At 45.2% G+C, this 17,718-nt stretch carries 14 protein-coding genes; 11 read left to right on the top strand and 3 right to left on the bottom strand.

Annotated elements, in window-relative coordinates; all coding sequences use genetic code 11:
* Positions 1 to 307: 307 nt before the first annotated feature.
* Positions 308 to 1,408: a tRNA 2-thiouridine(34) synthase MnmA gene (gene mnmA / locus BLV86_RS11160; RefSeq protein ID WP_090817298.1), complete on the bottom strand. Its 1,101-nt coding sequence runs from the start codon at positions 1,406 to 1,408 to the stop codon at positions 308 to 310.
* Positions 1,409 to 1,898: 490 nt separating this feature from the next.
* Between mnmA and rfbA the strand changes: the two genes are divergently transcribed.
* The 11 genes from rfbA (at position 1,899) to BLV86_RS11105 (ending at position 15,082) form a co-directional block, all read left to right on the top strand.
* Positions 1,899 to 2,798: a glucose-1-phosphate thymidylyltransferase RfbA gene (gene rfbA / locus BLV86_RS11155; protein ID WP_090817295.1), complete on the top strand. Its 900-nt coding sequence runs from the start codon at positions 1,899 to 1,901 to the stop codon at positions 2,796 to 2,798.
* 119 nt (positions 2,799 to 2,917) lie between these two features.
* Positions 2,918 to 3,955 (top strand): dTDP-glucose 4,6-dehydratase, encoded by a 1,038-nt coding sequence (rfbB, locus tag BLV86_RS11150; protein ID WP_031548175.1) that lies wholly within the window; start codon positions 2,918 to 2,920, stop codon positions 3,953 to 3,955.
* An 84-nt stretch (positions 3,956 to 4,039) separates the two neighbouring features.
* Positions 4,040 to 4,963: a dTDP-4-dehydrorhamnose reductase gene (gene rfbD, locus BLV86_RS11145; protein WP_029201864.1), complete on the top strand. Its 924-nt coding sequence runs from the start codon at positions 4,040 to 4,042 to the stop codon at positions 4,961 to 4,963.
* 195 nt (positions 4,964 to 5,158) lie between these two features.
* A complete protein-coding gene (glmM, locus tag BLV86_RS11140) occupies positions 5,159 to 6,520 on the top strand; it encodes a phosphoglucosamine mutase (protein WP_090817292.1) in 1,362 nt (453 codons plus the stop codon).
* Between the two features lie 153 nt (positions 6,521 to 6,673).
* Complete coding sequence (gene leuA / locus BLV86_RS11135) at positions 6,674 to 8,431, top strand: 2-isopropylmalate synthase (RefSeq protein ID WP_044915944.1); 1,758 nt, start codon at positions 6,674 to 6,676, stop codon at positions 8,429 to 8,431.
* Positions 8,432 to 8,542: 111 nt separating this feature from the next.
* Positions 8,543 to 9,517, top strand: a complete 975-nt coding sequence (locus tag BLV86_RS11130; RefSeq protein WP_090817289.1) for a glycosyltransferase family 8 protein — start codon at positions 8,543 to 8,545, stop codon at positions 9,515 to 9,517.
* Complete coding sequence (locus tag BLV86_RS11125; RefSeq protein ID WP_090817286.1) at positions 9,498 to 10,496, top strand: WaaS/CpsH family glycosyltransferase; 999 nt, start codon at positions 9,498 to 9,500, stop codon at positions 10,494 to 10,496. Before BLV86_RS11130 ends, BLV86_RS11125 begins: the two co-directional genes overlap by 20 nt.
* Positions 10,497 to 10,599: 103 nt before the next feature.
* Positions 10,600 to 11,439 (top strand): NAD-dependent epimerase/dehydratase family protein, encoded by an 840-nt coding sequence (locus BLV86_RS11120; RefSeq protein ID WP_090817282.1) that lies wholly within the window; start codon positions 10,600 to 10,602, stop codon positions 11,437 to 11,439.
* Between the two features lie 133 nt (positions 11,440 to 11,572).
* The gene (locus BLV86_RS11115; protein ID WP_090817279.1) at positions 11,573 to 12,574 is read left to right on the top strand and encodes a glycosyltransferase family 2 protein; all 1,002 of its coding nucleotides are present in this window, start codon (positions 11,573 to 11,575) and stop codon (positions 12,572 to 12,574) included.
* Positions 12,575 to 12,642: 68 nt separating this feature from the next.
* Positions 12,643 to 13,647 (top strand): glycosyltransferase, encoded by a 1,005-nt coding sequence (locus BLV86_RS11110; protein ID WP_090817276.1) that lies wholly within the window; start codon positions 12,643 to 12,645, stop codon positions 13,645 to 13,647.
* Positions 13,637 to 15,082: a lipopolysaccharide biosynthesis protein gene (locus tag BLV86_RS11105; RefSeq protein ID WP_090817273.1), complete on the top strand. Its 1,446-nt coding sequence runs from the start codon at positions 13,637 to 13,639 to the stop codon at positions 15,080 to 15,082. The genes BLV86_RS11110 and BLV86_RS11105 overlap by 11 nt, the downstream gene beginning before the upstream one ends.
* Here BLV86_RS11105 and BLV86_RS11100 read toward each other — a convergent pair.
* Complete coding sequence (locus BLV86_RS11100) at positions 15,024 to 16,094, bottom strand: glycosyltransferase family 2 protein (protein WP_090817270.1); 1,071 nt, start codon at positions 16,092 to 16,094, stop codon at positions 15,024 to 15,026. The genes BLV86_RS11105 and BLV86_RS11100 overlap by 59 nt on opposite strands.
* Positions 16,094 to 17,386: an acyltransferase family protein gene (locus tag BLV86_RS11095; protein ID WP_090817267.1), complete on the bottom strand. Its 1,293-nt coding sequence runs from the start codon at positions 17,384 to 17,386 to the stop codon at positions 16,094 to 16,096. The genes BLV86_RS11100 and BLV86_RS11095 overlap by 1 nt, the downstream gene beginning before the upstream one ends.
* Between the last annotated feature and the right edge of the window lie 332 nt (positions 17,387 to 17,718).

Below are 17,718 nucleotides of genomic sequence, written 5' to 3'. Positions count from 1 at the left end.
AGACTGATCAAGCATGACTCATATCTGAAAATAACAGATTATGGGTCAAACAAGAGACAGATTTATTATGACTCAAATAGTAATCATGGAAAATAATATGGCCTTTCGGGTGAGAAAATCTAACTTGGCTAAGGCTGGTTCATGGGCCATCTGAACTGCTGCAATCCAACTGCTGAATGTCGGTTCTAAAGTCAACTGCTGAATGTCGGTTCTAAATCCAAATGCTGAATGTTGGTTCTAAAGTCAGCTACTGAATGTTAGTTCTAAAGTCAACTGCTGAATGTCGCTTCTGAAGTCAGCTGATGATTTATAATTCTTTTATAGCTTTTATGATGGTTCCGCCGCCGACAACTATGTCACCATCGTAGAGAACTACCGCCTGACCTATAGCAACGGCACGCTCCGGTTCATCGAAAACTATACGGGCCTGACCGGTGAGATTTCCCTGCTCATCTCTAAGAGCTTCGGCAGTTGCAGGAGTTTCCTTCGCTTTGTAGCGGGTTTTAACTGTAACTCTGACAGGCTCCTCCGGCGCATCGAAAGGAATCCAGTTAAAGTTATCTGCAATGAGCGCCTTTGAGTAAAGCTCAGGTCCTGTTGTAAGGATGACATCATTGTTTGCCATATCCTTTTCACAAACATACATAGGCTGCTTAAGAGCCAGCCCAAGACCCTTCCGCTGACCGATGGTGTAACGGATGATACCCTTATGCTGCCCGAGAACGTTGCCCTCAGTGTCAGTGAAGTTTCCGGGAGCATAAGACTTATGAGTATAGCGCTCGATGAAATCAACATATTTCCCATCCGGTACAAAGCAGATATCCTGGGAGTCATGCTTGTGGGCATTTATGAAATCAAGCTTTTCAGCCTCTTCACGAACCTCATCCTTTGAAGCAAAATCCCCTAACGGAAATCTTGTATGTTCAAGCTGTTCCTGACTCATAAAATAAAGAACATAGCTCTGATCCTTTGAAACATTCAAAGCCTTTTTCAAAAGCCAGCGACCTGTATCCGGATCCTGCTCTATTCTTGCATAATGCCCCGTCACTATGATATCACAGCCAAGTGAAACAGCACTGTCAAACAGCTTTTTATGTTTCATGTATTTGTTGCATTCGATACATGGATTTGGTGTTCCGCCTTCTTCATAGGTCCTGACAAAGCGCCTTACAACCTCTCGGTCAAAATCCTCCGTAAAATCAAAAACATAAAAAGGCATGCCCAGACTTTCGGCAACCTTCCTCGCATCTTCAACACTGTCCGGTGTGCTGCACGTATTTAATGAATCATCGCTGTACAGCTTCATGGTAGCCCCGATGCATTCGTACCCCGCGTCCTTCATCAACGCCGCCGAAACCGAACTATCCACCCCGCCACTCATGGCGATTAAAGCTTTCTTCTTTGACATATATTTACTTCCTCTTCCGTGGTTATACAAATTAATTTACGTGACTATAACACTATGATTCCGCTTAATCAAGAATAATGGAATTCTGTCGTAACGTAAGAAAATGGAAGGGATGGGTGGCATGGTTAGAAAAGTGAAGAAAATGCAGGGGATGGGTGACAAGGCTTGCGAGTTGAAAGAACAGCCCGGGCGTCATGTCCGTAGCCGACACACGTAAGTGTGATCGGATACGGACATGACGCCCGGGCTGTCCTTTCAATCTCGTGGGCCGTCGCCCGTCCCCTGCATTTTCTGTACCATTTCAATCTCGTGGGTTGTCACCCATCCCTTCCATTTTCCGGCCGGTTATCCACTCCACCCGTCTTAATCAAAAATAAATTTGTATATCCCCCCCTCTTGTGTTAAAATTTGAAAAGTATGTATACATGTCGGGTGAACTACGCCCAAAATCAGGGGCTCATTACCGAACCTGATAGTAAAAGGAGAATTTATGAAGGGAATTATACTTGCCGGAGGATCCGGTACAAGATTATATCCACTTACACGAGTAACCTCCAAACAGTTACTTCCGATCTATGACAAGCCGATGATCTACTATCCCCTCAGCGTTCTTATGAATGCCGGGATCCGCGACATCCTGATTATCTCAACACCGGTCGATACACCGAGATTTGAGGAACTCCTCGGTGACGGAAGTCAGTTTGGCATCAATTTACAATATAAAGTACAGCCGTCACCGGACGGACTTGCCCAGGCATTTATCATTGGCGCAGATTTCATAGGAGATGATTCTGTAGCCATGATCCTTGGTGACAATATCTTTTCCGGACACGGATTCAAGAGACTTCTCAGAAGTGCAGCCGCAAAAGAAAAGGGTGCAACAGTATTCGGATACTATGTTGATGATCCCGAGAGATTCGGTATCGTTGAATTTGACAGAACAGGAAAGGCAATCTCTATTGAAGAGAAGCCAGAGCATCCTAAGTCAAATTACTGTGTGACAGGACTCTACTTCTATGACAACAAGGTTGTTGACTATGCTAAGAATCTTAAGCCTTCAGCAAGAGGTGAGCTTGAGATCACTGACCTTAACCGTATTTACCTTGAGGACGGCGAGCTGGATGTGACGCTTCTTGGGCAGGGTTTCACCTGGCTTGATACCGGAACCCATGAGTCACTGGTGGATGCCACAAACTTTGTCCGTACCATTGAGACCCATGAGCATCGTAAAATCGCCTGCCTTGAGGAAATTGCCTATCATAACGGCTGGATCAGCCTTGAGAAGGTACAGGAAGCTTATGAGATGTATAAGAAGAACGAGTACGGCCGTTACCTTAAGGATGTTCTCGAAGGCAAGTATGTTGATAAGCTTAAGGAAATTTCAAAATAAATATATGGTTCTTTGATAATGATCTGCCGGTCTTATTGCCATTCATGAATCGTAAAATGGCGGATATAATTCAGATGAGCTTTTTAAAGTTGCAAAAGTAATACGAGAGGAACAAAAAAATGAAATATATAGTAACAGGCGGTGCCGGCTTTATCGGCGGCAACTTCATGCATTTTGCTGTTAATACTTATCCCGAGGATCAGTGGATCTGCCTTGATGCACTTACCTACGCAGGAAATCTTGAGACACTTGCACCACTTGAGGGCAAGCCAAACTACAAGTTTGTAAAGGGCGATATCGCAGACAGAGAGTTCATCTTCAAGCTCTTTGAAGAGGAGAAGCCTGATGTGATCATTAACTTCGCAGCAGAGTCTCACGTTGACCGTTCGGTAACAGATCCCGGAATCTTCCTTCAGACAAATGTCGGCGGAACAGTTACACTTCTTGATGCATGTAAGGAGTATGGCATCAAGCGTTATCACCAGGTATCAACCGATGAGGTTTACGGTGACCTTCCTCTTGACAGACCTGACCTCTTCTTCACAGAGGACAACAAGATCAAGGCATCTTCACCATATTCAGCATCAAAGGCATCAGCAGATCTTTTCGTAATGGCATACCACAGAACCTACGGTATCCCTACAACCATTTCAAGATGCTCAAACAACTACGGACCATATCACTTCCCTGAGAAGCTTATCCCGCTGGTTATCTCAAGAGCACTTAACGATGAGAAGATCCCTGTATACGGAAACGGTGCCAATGTCCGCGACTGGCTGTATGTGACAGACCACTGCAAGGCCATCGACCTTATCGTTCGTAACGGCAAGGTAGGCGAGGTTTACAACATCGGCGGACACAACGAGAGAACAAACCTTGAAGTAGTAAAGACCATCCTCAAGGCTCTCGGAAAACCTGAGTCACTTATCGAGTACGTTAAGGACAGACCGGGACACGACCAGAGATATGCTATGGATCCTACAAAAATGGAGACAGAGCTTGGATGGAAGCCTGAGTACACCTTCGATACAGGAATCCCTGTAACCATTGACTGGTATCTCAACAACAAGGAGTGGTGGGAGCACATCATCTCCGGTGAGTATCAGAGCTATTTTGATAAGATGTATGTTGAAGGCAAGGGACTCAGTGATAAGTGATGGTGCAGGTACGGATCGGGAAACGATTCGATGTTAATGCCTGACCACTTACATCGTGAAATAATAGAAAGTGAGTACAAAAACGTGAAAGTATTTGTTACCGGTGTCGGCGGACAGCTCGGACACGATGTCATGAACGAGCTTGCCAAAAGAGGACATGAGGGAATTGGTTCAGACATAGCACCTGTTTACAGCGGTATTCAGGACGGAAGTGAGGTTACAAAGCTTCCCTATGTTTCCATGGACATCACAAACCGTGAGCAGGTGGATAAGGTTATATCAGAGATCAATCCGGATGTTATAGTACATTGCGCTGCATGGACAGCAGTGGATCTCGCAGAGGATGAAGACAAGAAGGCAAAGGTTAAGGCCATCAATGTTGACGGTGTTCAGAACATCGCGGATGTGGCAAAGAAGCTTGATGCCAAAATGATCTATATTTCCACTGACTACGTATTTAACGGTCAGGGCACAGAGCCCTGGAAGCCGGACTGCAAGGATTATGCTCCACTTAATTACTATGGTGAGACAAAGCTTGGAGGCGAGCTTGCGGTTTCAAAAACCCTTGAAAAGTACTTTATTGTACGTATAGCATGGGTGTTCGGACTTAACGGAAAGAACTTCATCAAGACCATGCTTAATGTAGGAAAGACCCACGATACGGTTCGTGTGGTTAATGATCAGATCGGTACACCTACCTATACCCTGGATCTTTCAGTACTTCTTGTGGACATGCTTGAGACAGAAAAGTACGGATATTATCATGCTACAAACGAAGGCGGATATATCAGCTGGTATGATTTCACAAAGGAAATCTATAAGCAGGCAGGTCTTGCTACAGAGGTTATTCCTGTTACCACTGAGGAGTACGGTCTCAGTAAGGCAGCCCGTCCGTTTAATTCAAGACTGGATAAGTCAAAACTTGTTGAGAATGGATTTAAGCCGCTCCCAACATGGCAGGATGCATTATCAAGATATCTTGAAGCATTAAAAGATATAGAGATATGAGGATAACGGGACTGCCTTTATGGCAGTCCTTTTCTGCATTACAGAGGCACATAGTAAATATGTTGAACGGTGCCTGTATACTGTCAGAAAAAGTTCACCTGGCGGAAATTTAATATATTCAGAACTAACGCCGACTTTTATTCAGAAGGAGGATTTCTTCCTGTCGGAGTATAGAAATTAAAGGAGCTTTATATAATGGGAAAATATTTTGGAACAGACGGTTACAGAGGTGAGGCTAATGTCAATCTTACAGCGGACAGTGCATTCCGCGTAGGTAAGTTCCTTGGCTGGTACTATGGAAAAGACAAGAAGGGCGGTGAAAAATGCCGTATCGTTATCGGAAAGGATACCCGTCGTTCAAGTTACATGTTCGAGTATGCCATTGCTGCAGGTATAACAGCAACCGGAGCCGATGCTTATCTTCTTCATGTAACAACTACACCATCTGTTGCTTATGTGGCACGTTCCGAGGATTTTGACTGTGCGGTTATGATCTCAGCTTCACATAATCCTTATTATGACAACGGTTTAAAGGTTATAAACGGAAACGGAGAGAAGCTTGGAGAGGATGTTATCGCTGAGATAGAAGCTTATCTTGACGGTGAAACTCCTGAGGTACCTCTGGCAACAAAGGATAAGATCGGCCGCACAGTAGACTTTGCGGCAGGAAGAAACCGTTATATAGGATATCTCATTTCACTTGCAACAAAGAGTTTCAAGGATAAGAAGGTTGCCCTCGACTGCTCAAACGGTTCCGCTTCTTCCATTGCAAAGTCCGTTTTCGATGCTCTCGGAGCAGATACCTTCGTCATCCATAACGAGCCAAACGGAACCAACATTAACGATAACTGCGGTTCAACACACATTGAGTCTCTTCAGAAGTTTGTTGTGGAAAAAGGCTGTGATGTGGGATTTGCTTATGACGGAGATGCGGACAGATGTCTTGCTGTGGATGCAGAGGGTAATCTCATTGACGGAGACCAGATCATGTATGTCTGCGGCTGTTATATGAAGGAAAAAGGACAGCTTCAGGACGACACCATCGTTACAACGGTAATGTCTAACTTTGGTCTCTACAAAGCACTGGATGCCGTAGGCATTAAGTATGAAAAGACACAGGTTGGTGACAGATTTGTTTATGAGAACATGCTGCATAATGGCTTCTCTCTCGGAGGAGAGCAGTCCGGTCACATTATCTTTATGAGACATGCAACCACCGGTGACGGTATCCTTACTTCCATAAAGGTTATGGAGACAATGCTGGCAATGAAGAAGTCCCTTAAGGATCTGGCAGCACCGTTTACCGTATTCCCTCAGCTCCTTAAGAATGTAAGAGTTGAGGACAAGGAAAAAGCCCAGAAGGATCCTAAGGTTCTTGCTGCGGTTGATAAGGTTACGGAGGAGCTTGGTTCAGACGGAAGAATCCTTCTCAGAGCTTCCGGAACAGAGCCTCTTGTAAGAGTCATGGTTGAGGCGGATACCATGGAGAAATGTGAGAAATATGTATCCCAGGTTATAGATGTTATGAAAGAACTGGGTCTAGTGCTGAACGATTAATAAGGCTATAATTAAGTGGGCGGAAAATGCATTTTACGCCCACTTACGATTTATATTAGGCAAGATTTAAACCTACTGATGAATCAAATGCATAATAGTGAGGGACCAATGGCGGTTGTGGGCTTAGGTTCTTCATGCGAAAGGAATGAGATTATGTTGAATTACAAGCGTTACAGAAGATTTCCGGCATTCAAGTATCCGGAAAGAACATGGGTGGACAAAGAAATCGTAGAGGCACCTGTATGGTGCTCTGTAGATCTTCGTGATGGTAACCAGGCACTGGTGGATCCGATGAGTGTTGAAGAAAAGATAGAATTCTTCCAGATGCTGGTAAAGCTTGGCTTCAAGGAAATCGAGGTTGGTTTCCCTGCCGCATCACAGATCGAGTATGATTTCCTACGTCAGCTCATCGAGCGCAAGATGATCCCGTCAGATGTTACCGTGCAGGTACTGGTTCAGTGCCGCGCAGAGCTGCTGGAAAGAACCTTCGAGTGTCTTGCGGGTCTTGATAAGGCTATCGTTCATATCTACAATTCAACATCCATTCTTCAGAGAGATGTGGTTTTCGGAAAGTCAAAGCAGGAGATCATTGACATCGCTCTTACAGGTACACAGCTTGTAAAGAAGTATGCCAAGGATTTCCCCGGAACTATCCGTCTTGAGTATTCTCCCGAGTCCTTTACGGGAACGGAGATGGACTTTGCGGCTGAAATATGCAACGCAGTACTGGATGCCTGGGAGTGCGGAAAGGGCAGAGAAGTCATCATTAACCTGCCATCAACGGTGGAAATGAATACTCCCAATGTTTATGCCGATCAGATCGAGTATATGTGCAATCACTTAAAGCACCGTGAGCATGTTATCGTTTCCGTTCATCCTCACAATGACCGTGGGGAGGGCATTGCATCCACAGAGCTCGCCCTTCTTGCAGGAGCAGATCGTGTTGAGGGAACACTTTTCGGAAACGGCGAGAGAACCGGTAATGTAGACATTCTCACAGTTGCCTACAATATGTTTTCACATGGCGTGGATCCAAAGCTTAATATCGAAGACATTAACCCTATAAAGGAAGTTTACGAGAGATGCACAAAGATGAGCATTCATCCGAGAGCTCCTTATGCAGGTGAGCTTGTTTTCACTGCATTTTCGGGATCCCATCAGGATGCCATCAATAAGGGCGTTAAGGCAATGAAGGACAGGGACAGTCAGATCTGGGAGGTTCCTTATCTTCCTATCGATCCTGCGGATATAGGAAGAAAGTACGAGCCTATCGTACGTATCAATTCCCAGTCCGGAAAGGGCGGAGTTGCCTTCATTATGGATTCCCAGTTTGGCTACAAGCTTCCTAAGGGAATGCAGAGAGAGTTTGCGGATTACATCCAGTTTGTTTCGGAGCAGGAGGGCGAGGTTTCACCTCAGGAGATCTTCGATATCTTCGATGCCTGCTACGTACAGACCAAGGAGCCTATCCACTTCAAGAATATACGTACAACGGATACCGAGAACGAGGGCGACGACAGTTTCACAACTCTTGCCAATGTTACTTACATGAACCGTGGCGAGATGAAGAACTTTGGTGGTGTCGGAAACGGACCTATCGATGCGGTTCTTACGGGTCTTAACCATGAGATCGGCATCAAGGCAAAGGTTATCGACTATCAGGAGCATGCTCTTGGTTCAGGTACCAATGTTAAGGCGGTATCATATATTCACCTTCTTGACATTGACACAGGAAAGACCAGCTATGGCGTGGGACTTTCTTCCAATATCACACGTTCTTCCATCAGAGCGCTCTTCAGTGCGGTTAACCGTCTGTACTTCAAGGATGTGGCTGAGGAAGCCGGAAAGAAGCGCGTAGAGCAGCGAAAGCTCAGCGGTGAGAAGCCGAAGGGACTGTTCGGGAATTCATAAGTAATCTTGAATTAACTTTAAAATGATAGTAGTATATCAAGTGCCGAAAGGCGCTTGATGGGCTCGACCCGTAAGGGCCGAGCCCTTTTAGATTATGTAAGGAAATAATTTATGAATATTGTTTACGCGACTGATGACGGGTACTGTCAGCACATGGCGGTTTCCATGGCATCATTGATCGAACATAATAAAGAAGTTGAAATCAACTTTCACGTGCTGTCCGACGGCATTTCTGAGGAAAACAGGCAGAAGATCGGGGAGATGGCGAAATTCTATGGAAGAAAGGTTGAGTTCTATCCGATAGAAGGCCTGATGCAGGATCTGAAGGACAGGATTTACGGGCTTGATACGGGGAAGTTTCGTATCACAACACTGGCGAGACTGCTGATGGGTTCCATACTTCCGGAAACGGTTACCAAGGTTTTGTATCTGGATTGTGACACGGTTGTGCTTAGGGATATTTCGGGGCTTTATGATTTAAGGCTCAATGACGACATCGCAGCTATGGCGGCTGAGCCTACCATTTATCCTGAAGTGAAGGAGCTGGTGGGGCTGACGGAGGAGGATAACTACTATAATGCAGGTATGATCCTTCTCAATCTTTCCGCATGGAGGTCTGAGGACATGGAAACCAACTGCCTGGAGTATTACAACACCATGGGCGGAAAGCTTCCATTTAATGATCAGGACATCCTTAATCATGTGCTTAAGGGCCGTATAAAAAGAGTAGGTCAGACCTACGATTTTATAACCAATTACTACTATTTCAGATACGAGACTCTGGTGGAGAAGTCCGCTGCCTACGGAAAGGGTGAGTCCAAGGAGAGCTTCAGACTCGCAAAGCATCATCCCCACATAGTGCATTATGCTTCGGATGAACGCCCCTGGAACAGAGGAAACATGAATCACTACAGTCTCGCCTATGATAAATATCTAAAGCTGACACCATTTGCCGATGCAAAGAAGGTGAAGGGAAAGGAAGCGTTTATGGTTGCTTACCATGCCATGAACATTATCACCTTCCTGGCACCTCCTGTGCGTCAGTTTATTTCGGACAAGTATTACAATGATAAAGTTAGAAAATAAGAAGATCCTTCTCATAATGCCCTATTTCTATAATTATGAGAAAGACATAAAAAGGAAACTTGAGGAAGCAGGGGCAGAGGTATTCTTAGTGGATTCCAACCTTCATGCCCACAGTCTCTATAATAAGCTGGTGATGTTTTACACAAAGGGCTTAAGGGACAGGTTGGTGTTTGATTACTATGAGGGCGTGATTTCAAAGCTGACCGAAGACATTGACACTGTTTTTGTTATAAAGGGCCAATGGATGACAGACCGGGTCATTGAGCGGCTTCGGGAAAGATTCAGGGCCGCGATTTTCAAGATTTATCAATGGGACAGCGTATCTACATTTCCGGATCAGACAAGGCTGAATCCTCAGTTTGATGAGATTTACACCTTTGATCCGGTGGATTCGGAGAAGTACGGCTGGAATTACAGACCGTTATTTTTTAAGAAGGAAGAATGCCAAAGCTCAGAGGACAAGCGCTACGATCTTATATTTTTATGCTCCATGCATACGAGACGCATGCAGATTCTCATAAAGCTTAAGGAGCTTGCGGAGCGCTACGGGAAAAATCTCTTCGGGTATATTTATGTGCCGAAGCTTCAGTATATTAAAGAGGCGGTTCTTAAGAGAAATCCTTTGTATAAGGGGGCCCGGGAGGCTTTGCATTTTGATTCCCTTCCCATGGAAAAAACCAATGATATCTACAATCATACAAGGTGTTTTGTGGATTACACTTTTCCTCAGCAAAACGGTCTCAGCATGAGAACTATTGAATCGGTGGGACACAGATGCAAACTCATCACCAACAACAGGCACATTCTGGACACGGACTTCTATTGCAAGGAGAATGTTTACATTTATGACCCCGAGGACTTTTCTGTGCCGAAGGAGTTCATCGAAGAGCCCTATAAGGAAATTCCGGAAGAGGTGTATGAGAGATACAGTCTGGATGGATTCCTAAAAGACATCCTGGGGAATGATGATTTGAAATGAAGCTGCTAAATGTGCCGATAGGTATGTGTGGCAATTTTCATTTGATGTGTAAAGTACCTTGCTTAATGATTATTTCATGAAGTGAATAATATTGGAGAAATTAATGAAAATTCTTGTTACAGGTGCAAACGGATATATAGGTCAGGGGCTGGTGAAGCAGCTTCTGGATGACGGAAATCAGGTCATTGCTTCGGATTTCAGACTTGATATCGTTGACAAAAGAGCAGAGCTGAAGGAAGCAGATCTTTTTTCCTTAGAGGATCCTTTTGAGTTTTTCGGAAGACCCGATGCCTGCTTTCATCTGGCATGGAAGAACGGTTTTGTGCACAATGATCCGTCACACATTAATGACCTGCCTAAGCATTTTGCTTTTCTTGAGAAACTTGTGGAATCAGGAATAAGTCAGATGGCAGTAATGGGGTCCATGCATGAGATTGGTTTTTTTGAGGGCTCCATCAAGCCGGATACGCCTTGCAATCCCCAGTCTCTTTACGGTATTTCCAAAAATGCCCTTCGTCAGTCACTGGAGCTTATTTGTAAGAATAAACCTACGGTTTTACAGTGGGTAAGAGGCTACTACATCGTCGGAAATTCCGAGCATGGCTGCTCCATTTTTTCGAAGATCACTGCTGCGGAAAAGCGCGGGGACAAGGAATTTCCTTTTACCATGGGACAGAACCAGTGGGATTTCATAAACTATGACAGGTTTTGTGAAATGCTTGCGGCGGTCATCGAGCAGAAGGAGTATCAGGGTGTCATCAATGCCTGCTCAGGGTTCCCGGAGAAGCTTGCCACAAGAGTCGAGGATTTCATAAAGGATAATGGCTATAAAATTAGTCTCAAATATGGGGCATTCCCGGATAGACCATATGACAGTAAGGCGGTATGGGGAGATGATGCCATCATCCGGAAGATAATGGAGAAGAGACAGGCTGATTTCTGAAAGAATGGTATATATGTGTCAGATTCTGGCACATTAATAACAACTGATCAATTCAACATCGGCAGGATTTCGATGAAAAAAATCAGGAGTTAGCAAGCAAGTATTAAAATATAAGAAATAAGAGCTAATTGAGATGGATAAGGAATCAAAAAATTCAAGTTATGAGGTCACGGTTCTCCTGTGCACCTATAATGGTGAGAACTATGTGAAGCAGCAGATCGATTCTATCCTCGGGCAGAGTTATGAGGATATTAGGATCGTTGTGTCGGATGACGGATCAAAAGACGGGACACTGGGAATCGTTGAAGCCTTGAAGGAAGCCAATTCCGGAAGGATAGAGATATTGAAACAGAATCCTCCCTGCGGAAGCGCACAGAAACATTTTTTGAAGCTTCTGGCAGAGGGGAAGTATGGGGACTCCAAATACGTCATGCTTTCAGATCAGGACGATGTATGGAATCCGGATAAGGTTGAGAAGACCCTTAAACAGATGAAGATACTGGAGGCGGTTTACGGTGATGATAAACCAACTCTTGTGCATTGTGATTCCGAGGTGGTGGATCAGGAGCTTAATCCTATCTCCCCAAGCTATGTGACTTACCAGAAAATGACTCCCGCAAGAAAGAAGCTGAATCAGCTGCTGGTTCAGAACAATGTTGTTGGCGGGGCAATGATGATAAACCGGGCTCTTGCAAAGCTTATAGACAGGGAGCCTGAGCATTGTGTCATGCATGATCAGTGGATAGCCCTTGTTGCGGCAGCCTTCGGACAGATTCGTTTCGTGCCGGAGTCTCTTTATAAGTACAGGCAGCATGGGAACAATGTCCTCGGTGCTGAAAAGGGTTCCCGTATCATGGAGATTCTCGGCCGCTTCGGCATCGGCAGAAAAGACGGGAAGAGCAAGGCTGAGATGGATGAGCATTCCCGAAAGGTTTATGAGGAGATGTTTCAGCAGGCCCGGTGCTTCTTGGAGATATATGGGGATCGGCTCACCGCGAAGCAAAAGGCGTTGCTGGAGAATTTTGTGAGTATTCAGGAACGAAACAGGCTTGGGAAGATATACATTATTCTGAGATATGGCTTCACCTACAATATGTTCCATAGAACCGTGGGGGAGTGTCTGTTTATAAGGTGAGTTATCTATAAACTCCTCCGAGTCATATTAGGTAGGTACTATATTGTTGTGAAATAGAAGGTTAGTTGATGGATGAAATAGAAACTCAAGTTGGGAAAACCAAAAATAAGCCAATAATGGTTTCTGTCTGCGTGGTGACCTACAATCATGGGAAGTATATCGGAGAATGTCTTGACCATATACTGAATCAGGAAAGGGATTTCGAGATTGAGGTTCTGATACATGATGATGCTTCTACGGACAATGCCCAGGAGGTCATCAGGGGGTATCAGGAGAGGTATCCGGATATCATTAAGCCGATTCTTAGGACTGAGAATCAGTACAGCAAGGGGATTACCAATATTTCCGGGGCCTTTAACTTTCCGAGGGCCGTGGGGAAATATGTGGCTCTTACAGACGGGGATGATTACTGGTGCGATCCCTTGAAGCTTAAGAAGCAGGTTTCCTATATGGAGGCACATCCGGAGTGTGTATTTACTTTTCATTCCGCTAAGGTTGTTTCCGAAGACGGGGCTCTCGTAAACGGGGAGCTTATGAGACCTTATAAACAATCCCGTGTGGTTAAACCGGAGGAGCTTGTGGATAAAGCAGTGGGCTCACCCTTTGCAAGCTTCCTTTTAAGGCGGGAAATCGTTGAAAAACTGCCGGATTACTATGTGGATTGTCCGGTCGGAGACAGACCGCTGGAACTTATGGCGGCGGCAGCCGGGGACAGCTATTATTTTGATGAGCCCATGAGCGTTTATCGTTTCGCAATTGGGGGCTCCTGGACTGAGAGCCAGATGACCGGCGACTACATTAGAAAACAGGAAAAGTTTGCGGAGGATCTCTGGAAGATGTATCGGAGATTCGATGAAGTGACCGGTGGCAGGTTCCATGAGGCGGCCATGAGGGCAGGAGGAAGAAATGAGTTCCTCACCAAGGTCAATGTCAGGGACTTTAAGACGATCTTTAAACCTGAGTACAGAGAGTTTTTCAATGAACTGAATCTCCGGGACAGATTTTTTATAGGATTTGAATATCGCATGCCGAAGCTTTACAATTGGCTGCGAAACAGGAAAAATGGCAGATAATAATTTGAAAAGCAAGGTGATAAGCGGGCTTTTCTGGAAGGTGCTGGAGCAGTGCGGTTCCCAGGGAGTGCAGTTTGTGGTTGCACTCATACTGGCGAGACTCATGACTCCCACGGAGTACGGAACCATCAGTCTTATCACCATATTTATAACAATAGCAAATACCTTTGTGCAGTCCGGCTTTGCAACGGCTCTTGTGCAGGGGAAGGATATAAAGGAAGAGGATTACAGCTCGGTTTTCTGGATCAGTATGCTGCTGGCACTGGGATGCTACCTGGTGCTTTTTGCGGGAGCACCCTGGATAGCCGGTTATTACGGGATTCCGGTGCTGAGAGAGCTTGTAAGAGTCATGGGAATAGTTCTTTTCCCGGGAGCCATCGTGTCTATACAGACGGCCTTCGTAGCTAGAAATCTCAGGTTCAGACAGCTCTTCCAGTCAACCATGATCGCGGTGCTTATCTCCGGAGCGGTGTCCATCGCCCTCGCCATGCAGGGCTTCGGAGTCTGGGCCATGGCTGCCCAGCAGATATCCTACTACTTCTCAATTATGATAGTGATGCTCTTCACCGTAAGGTGGTACCCTCACTTTCTGTTCCGCACAGGACGTCTCAGGCAGCTCTTTTCCTTTGGCTGGAAGATACTTGCCTCCGGCCTTATCGATGCGGTGTGGCAGAATATTTACGGCCTTATCATTGGCAAAAAGTACTCAAGTGCCGACCTCGGAGCCTATAACAGAGGTGAGCAGTTCCCGAAGATCATCGCAACGAATCTTTCCACAGCCATTCAGTCGGTAATGCTTCCGGCTTACAGCAAACAGCAGGATGATCCTGAAATGCTCCGGCGTATGGCCAGCAGATCCATAAGGCTCAGCGCCTTCGTGATCTTCCCAATGATGGCGGGACTTGCAGCGGTTTCGAGACCACTTGTAGAGATTCTTCTTACAGAGAAATGGCTGGTGGCGGCGCCGTATCTGGTGCTGCTGGCTGTGAGCTACGCGGTCTATCCCATTCACATCATCAACCTTCAGGTCATGAATGCCATGGGAAGGTCCGATCTTTTCCTGAAACTCGAGTTAATAAAAAAGACTCTCGGCATTGTGATACTGCTTTTGAGTCTTCCTTTCGGTATATGGCCAATGCTTATACTTAAAGTCATTGACGAGTATCTCTGTACCGTCATCAATGCATGGCCGAACGGTAAGCTTATAGGTTATGGGCCACTCAGGCAGTGGATCGAGGTATTGCCCTCCCTGGTGGTTTCAGTGCTTATGGGTGCGGCTGCCTGGAGCGTGGAGCTTCTTCGGTTTGCCCCGATTCCGACATTGATCCTACAGATGGTGACGGGAGTTATCGTATATCTTTTGGCTTCTTATATTTTTAACCGCGAGCCTTTGGACTATATCGTCTCATTAGTCTCGAAGCGTACTCAAAGGTAGCGGCAATAAGTCTTAACTCCAGAGTGAGGTATCGCATGGGCGGTACCTCATTTATTTTTGCCCTTTTGAGAGTTTTGAACTTGCCGAAGGCTTCAAATATGCCCTCCATGTAGGGCTTAAAGAAGCCTTTTTTGGTGAAGAACAGTATCTTTATAAGGTAGCCTGCAAGGATAGGGAAAATATTGAGAATCACCATAAATAAGGGCAGGTTCTTATAAAGCAGGTATAAAGAGTTTCTGGCGCTCAGACGAACTTTAAAGTCATTGTACTTTGAACCGCTGGTGCCGGAACCAACGTGATGAACCAGAGCCTCTGGACAGTAGAGAACTTTGTAGCCATAAAGCTGTGCCCTGTAGCAAAGGTCAATGTCTTCGAGGTAAGCAAAGTGGTTCTCGTCAAACAGTCCCACCTTTTCAAAAAGCCCGGTTCTGTACATTGCAGCACCCGCGCAGGCGGAGAAAACCTCTGACTCGGTATTCCATCTCGGAAGAGATGAAGACTCGTCCAAACCTCTCTGAAATTGCCAGCCAAGAACTGTCATCTGATCCCCCGCATCATCCATGATGGAAGGATCATGCATTTTCACCATCTTGCTGGAGATAGCAAAGACTTTCTTTTTACTGTCCTTGTCCATGCGGTTTTCCAGGACTTCTACGAAATCAGGAGCTACCTTTGTGTCATTGTTTAAAAGAAGAGTGAACTCAATGTTGTGCTCCATGGCAAAGCGGATTCCCTGATTTACGGCACCGGAGAAACCGAGATTTTCTTTATTGAGTATCAGTTTACGATGGACGCTGTCCTTTTCCTGCCAGGATTTAAGCCACTTGGTATCTTCTTCTCCCGAACCGTTATCGATCACGAGAGTTACGAAGTGATCCACGGTCTGGGCATCTATGGCCTTCATGCAGTCATCGAGAAAACGTAAACCGTTATAGTTTGGGATAACGATGACGGTTCGGAAACCATCGGGGTTTTTGGTTTTTATATTGTTGTTAATTGTATCTTTAGACATTATTTTTTATACCTTAAAACAGTAGATATTAGCTTAGTGAGTTGTCTGAATATAAATATAAGTATAGAGCAAAATGCGAAAATGAATAAGGAGTAAATCAGGCTGTAAGTTATAAGCCCAAGTGAAGTCTCTCCGAAGAAGCCCTTAAAAGCTGCCTCAAGTCCTGTTGCTCTAAAATGATTGGTAAATACGTAGTGTATCAGATAAATGTAAAATGTATAGCCTCCAAGGGTGGAAATGAGCGTTCGCACGGCAGAGTATGGTACTGCTATGCTGCCTGACGGTTGCTTTGACTGATCTTTAAAGCTGTTATTGTCAGTGTTTGCTGAACTTACCGATGAAGCTCCGCTTTTGTATTGAAGCTTTAATGGAAGCAAAAGCACAAATCCTGCAAGACTTACTGTCTGAAGGGCACAGATCAGTCCGCTCCAGCTTGTGAAATAGTAATCTGTATTCAATTCATCTACCGATCTTCCAATCATAAGTCCCTGCATATAAACATGCTTCTGAAGGAAGAAAAGCACTGTTGAAAGGATTATGAACATAAACAAAAACAGTAAGGGTAAGCGTTTGTTCCTGGTAAGAGGCTGCTCAGTGGCTCGCACCTTCTTTATCCATGAGTAAAAAAGGTATCCTGCAATGGTGTACAGTGCCGGTTTTCCCATGGCTTCGGGAATATATATCCCGAAGGGCAGAACCACCAGGGCACTAAGGTTCACAAGAGTGTAGTGAAAAACTCCGATCAGAAGCAATAGCTTGAGAGCAGTAGTTTCATCATGTTTAACTAGCGTCAGTATCACGGGCATCCAGAACATGATGGAGGCATAACTGAAGATATACCATAAGTGGTCTGCGTAAATTCCGAAACGTACGGTATCAAAAGCAAGGAACCCCTGAAGCATATCCGAAAGAATAGTCAAAGGCTGTGAGCTCAGAATGCTTTGCAAAAGCCCCATCCCCGGGGTATTGATCCAGGGGCGAATGAGGCCGAGGCAGAATACAAATACTGCTGTCGGCAGGATAACACTCTTTAGAAAACGCACTATTATATGTGAAAGATTCTGTTTCTTACTTATGAAAAAACCGCTTATCAGAAAAAAGGCGGCCACTGCAGGCCCGTTCATTACATTTATAAAAACTACGGCATCCCTGAGAGTCGTTCCCGAAAAGGGAAATGGTCTCACATGTATCATGATGACCATGAGGCAGGCGATGATACGCAGGAGCTCGACATTAAGATCTCGGGAACTGTGCCGTATGCCATGATTGCTATTTGGATTTGATTCTGACATTCTATTTATCCTTTGTATGTATTTCTGATTTACGATTCAAGATTATATCATGACAGAGTAGGAGTATACAAATGACGGTAACTATAGTGCGGGACTTGTTCCTAGCTTTCACCGGAAAGGAGGTAAATGCAGATGTTGACGATAGAGGGATTAATCGCAGTGATTAGCCTTGCGCTGACCGCGTTCGGTCTTGGATACGCCATCGGACGCAATAGCAAAAACACACGAGAATAGCCGCCCCGGTCGGTCAAACTTAGGCGGCTACTCTTGTAGTTAATTCTTAAGGAAGCCTGCCGTTACCGGTGGCATCCTTTTTATTTCTTTTTACATTC

The sequence above is a fragment of the Oribacterium sp. KHPX15 genome (assembly GCF_900107835.1).
Lineage (GTDB): Bacteria > Bacillota > Clostridia > Lachnospirales > Lachnospiraceae > Oribacterium.
This window is presented reverse-complemented; position numbering and strand designations above follow the sequence as displayed.

Bases quoted from the DNA above. Each gene is read 5' to 3' on its own strand.
- BLV86_RS11100 (WP_090817270.1), bottom strand. From the start codon at position 16,094: ATGTCTAAAGATACAATTAACAACAATATAAAAACCAAAAACCCCGAT.
- BLV86_RS11125 (WP_090817286.1), top strand. From the start codon at position 9,498: ATGATAAAGTTAGAAAATAAGAAGATCCTTCTCATAATGCCCTATTTC.
- glmM (WP_090817292.1), top strand. From the start codon at position 5,159: ATGGGAAAATATTTTGGAACAGACGGTTACAGAGGTGAGGCTAATGTC.
- BLV86_RS11105 (WP_090817273.1), top strand. From the start codon at position 13,637: ATGGCAGATAATAATTTGAAAAGCAAGGTGATAAGCGGGCTTTTCTGG.
- BLV86_RS11130 (WP_090817289.1), top strand. From the start codon at position 8,543: ATGAATATTGTTTACGCGACTGATGACGGGTACTGTCAGCACATGGCG.
- leuA (WP_044915944.1), top strand. From the start codon at position 6,674: ATGTTGAATTACAAGCGTTACAGAAGATTTCCGGCATTCAAGTATCCG.
- rfbB (WP_031548175.1), top strand. From the start codon at position 2,918: ATGAAATATATAGTAACAGGCGGTGCCGGCTTTATCGGCGGCAACTTC.
- mnmA (WP_090817298.1), bottom strand. From the start codon at position 1,408: ATGTCAAAGAAGAAAGCTTTAATCGCCATGAGTGGCGGGGTGGATAGT.
- BLV86_RS11115 (WP_090817279.1), top strand. From the start codon at position 11,573: ATGGATAAGGAATCAAAAAATTCAAGTTATGAGGTCACGGTTCTCCTG.
- BLV86_RS11095 (WP_090817267.1), bottom strand. From the start codon at position 17,386: ATGTCAGAATCAAATCCAAATAGCAATCATGGCATACGGCACAGTTCC.
- BLV86_RS11120 (WP_090817282.1), top strand. From the start codon at position 10,600: ATGAAAATTCTTGTTACAGGTGCAAACGGATATATAGGTCAGGGGCTG.
- BLV86_RS11110 (WP_090817276.1), top strand. From the start codon at position 12,643: ATGGATGAAATAGAAACTCAAGTTGGGAAAACCAAAAATAAGCCAATA.
- rfbA (WP_090817295.1), top strand. From the start codon at position 1,899: ATGAAGGGAATTATACTTGCCGGAGGATCCGGTACAAGATTATATCCA.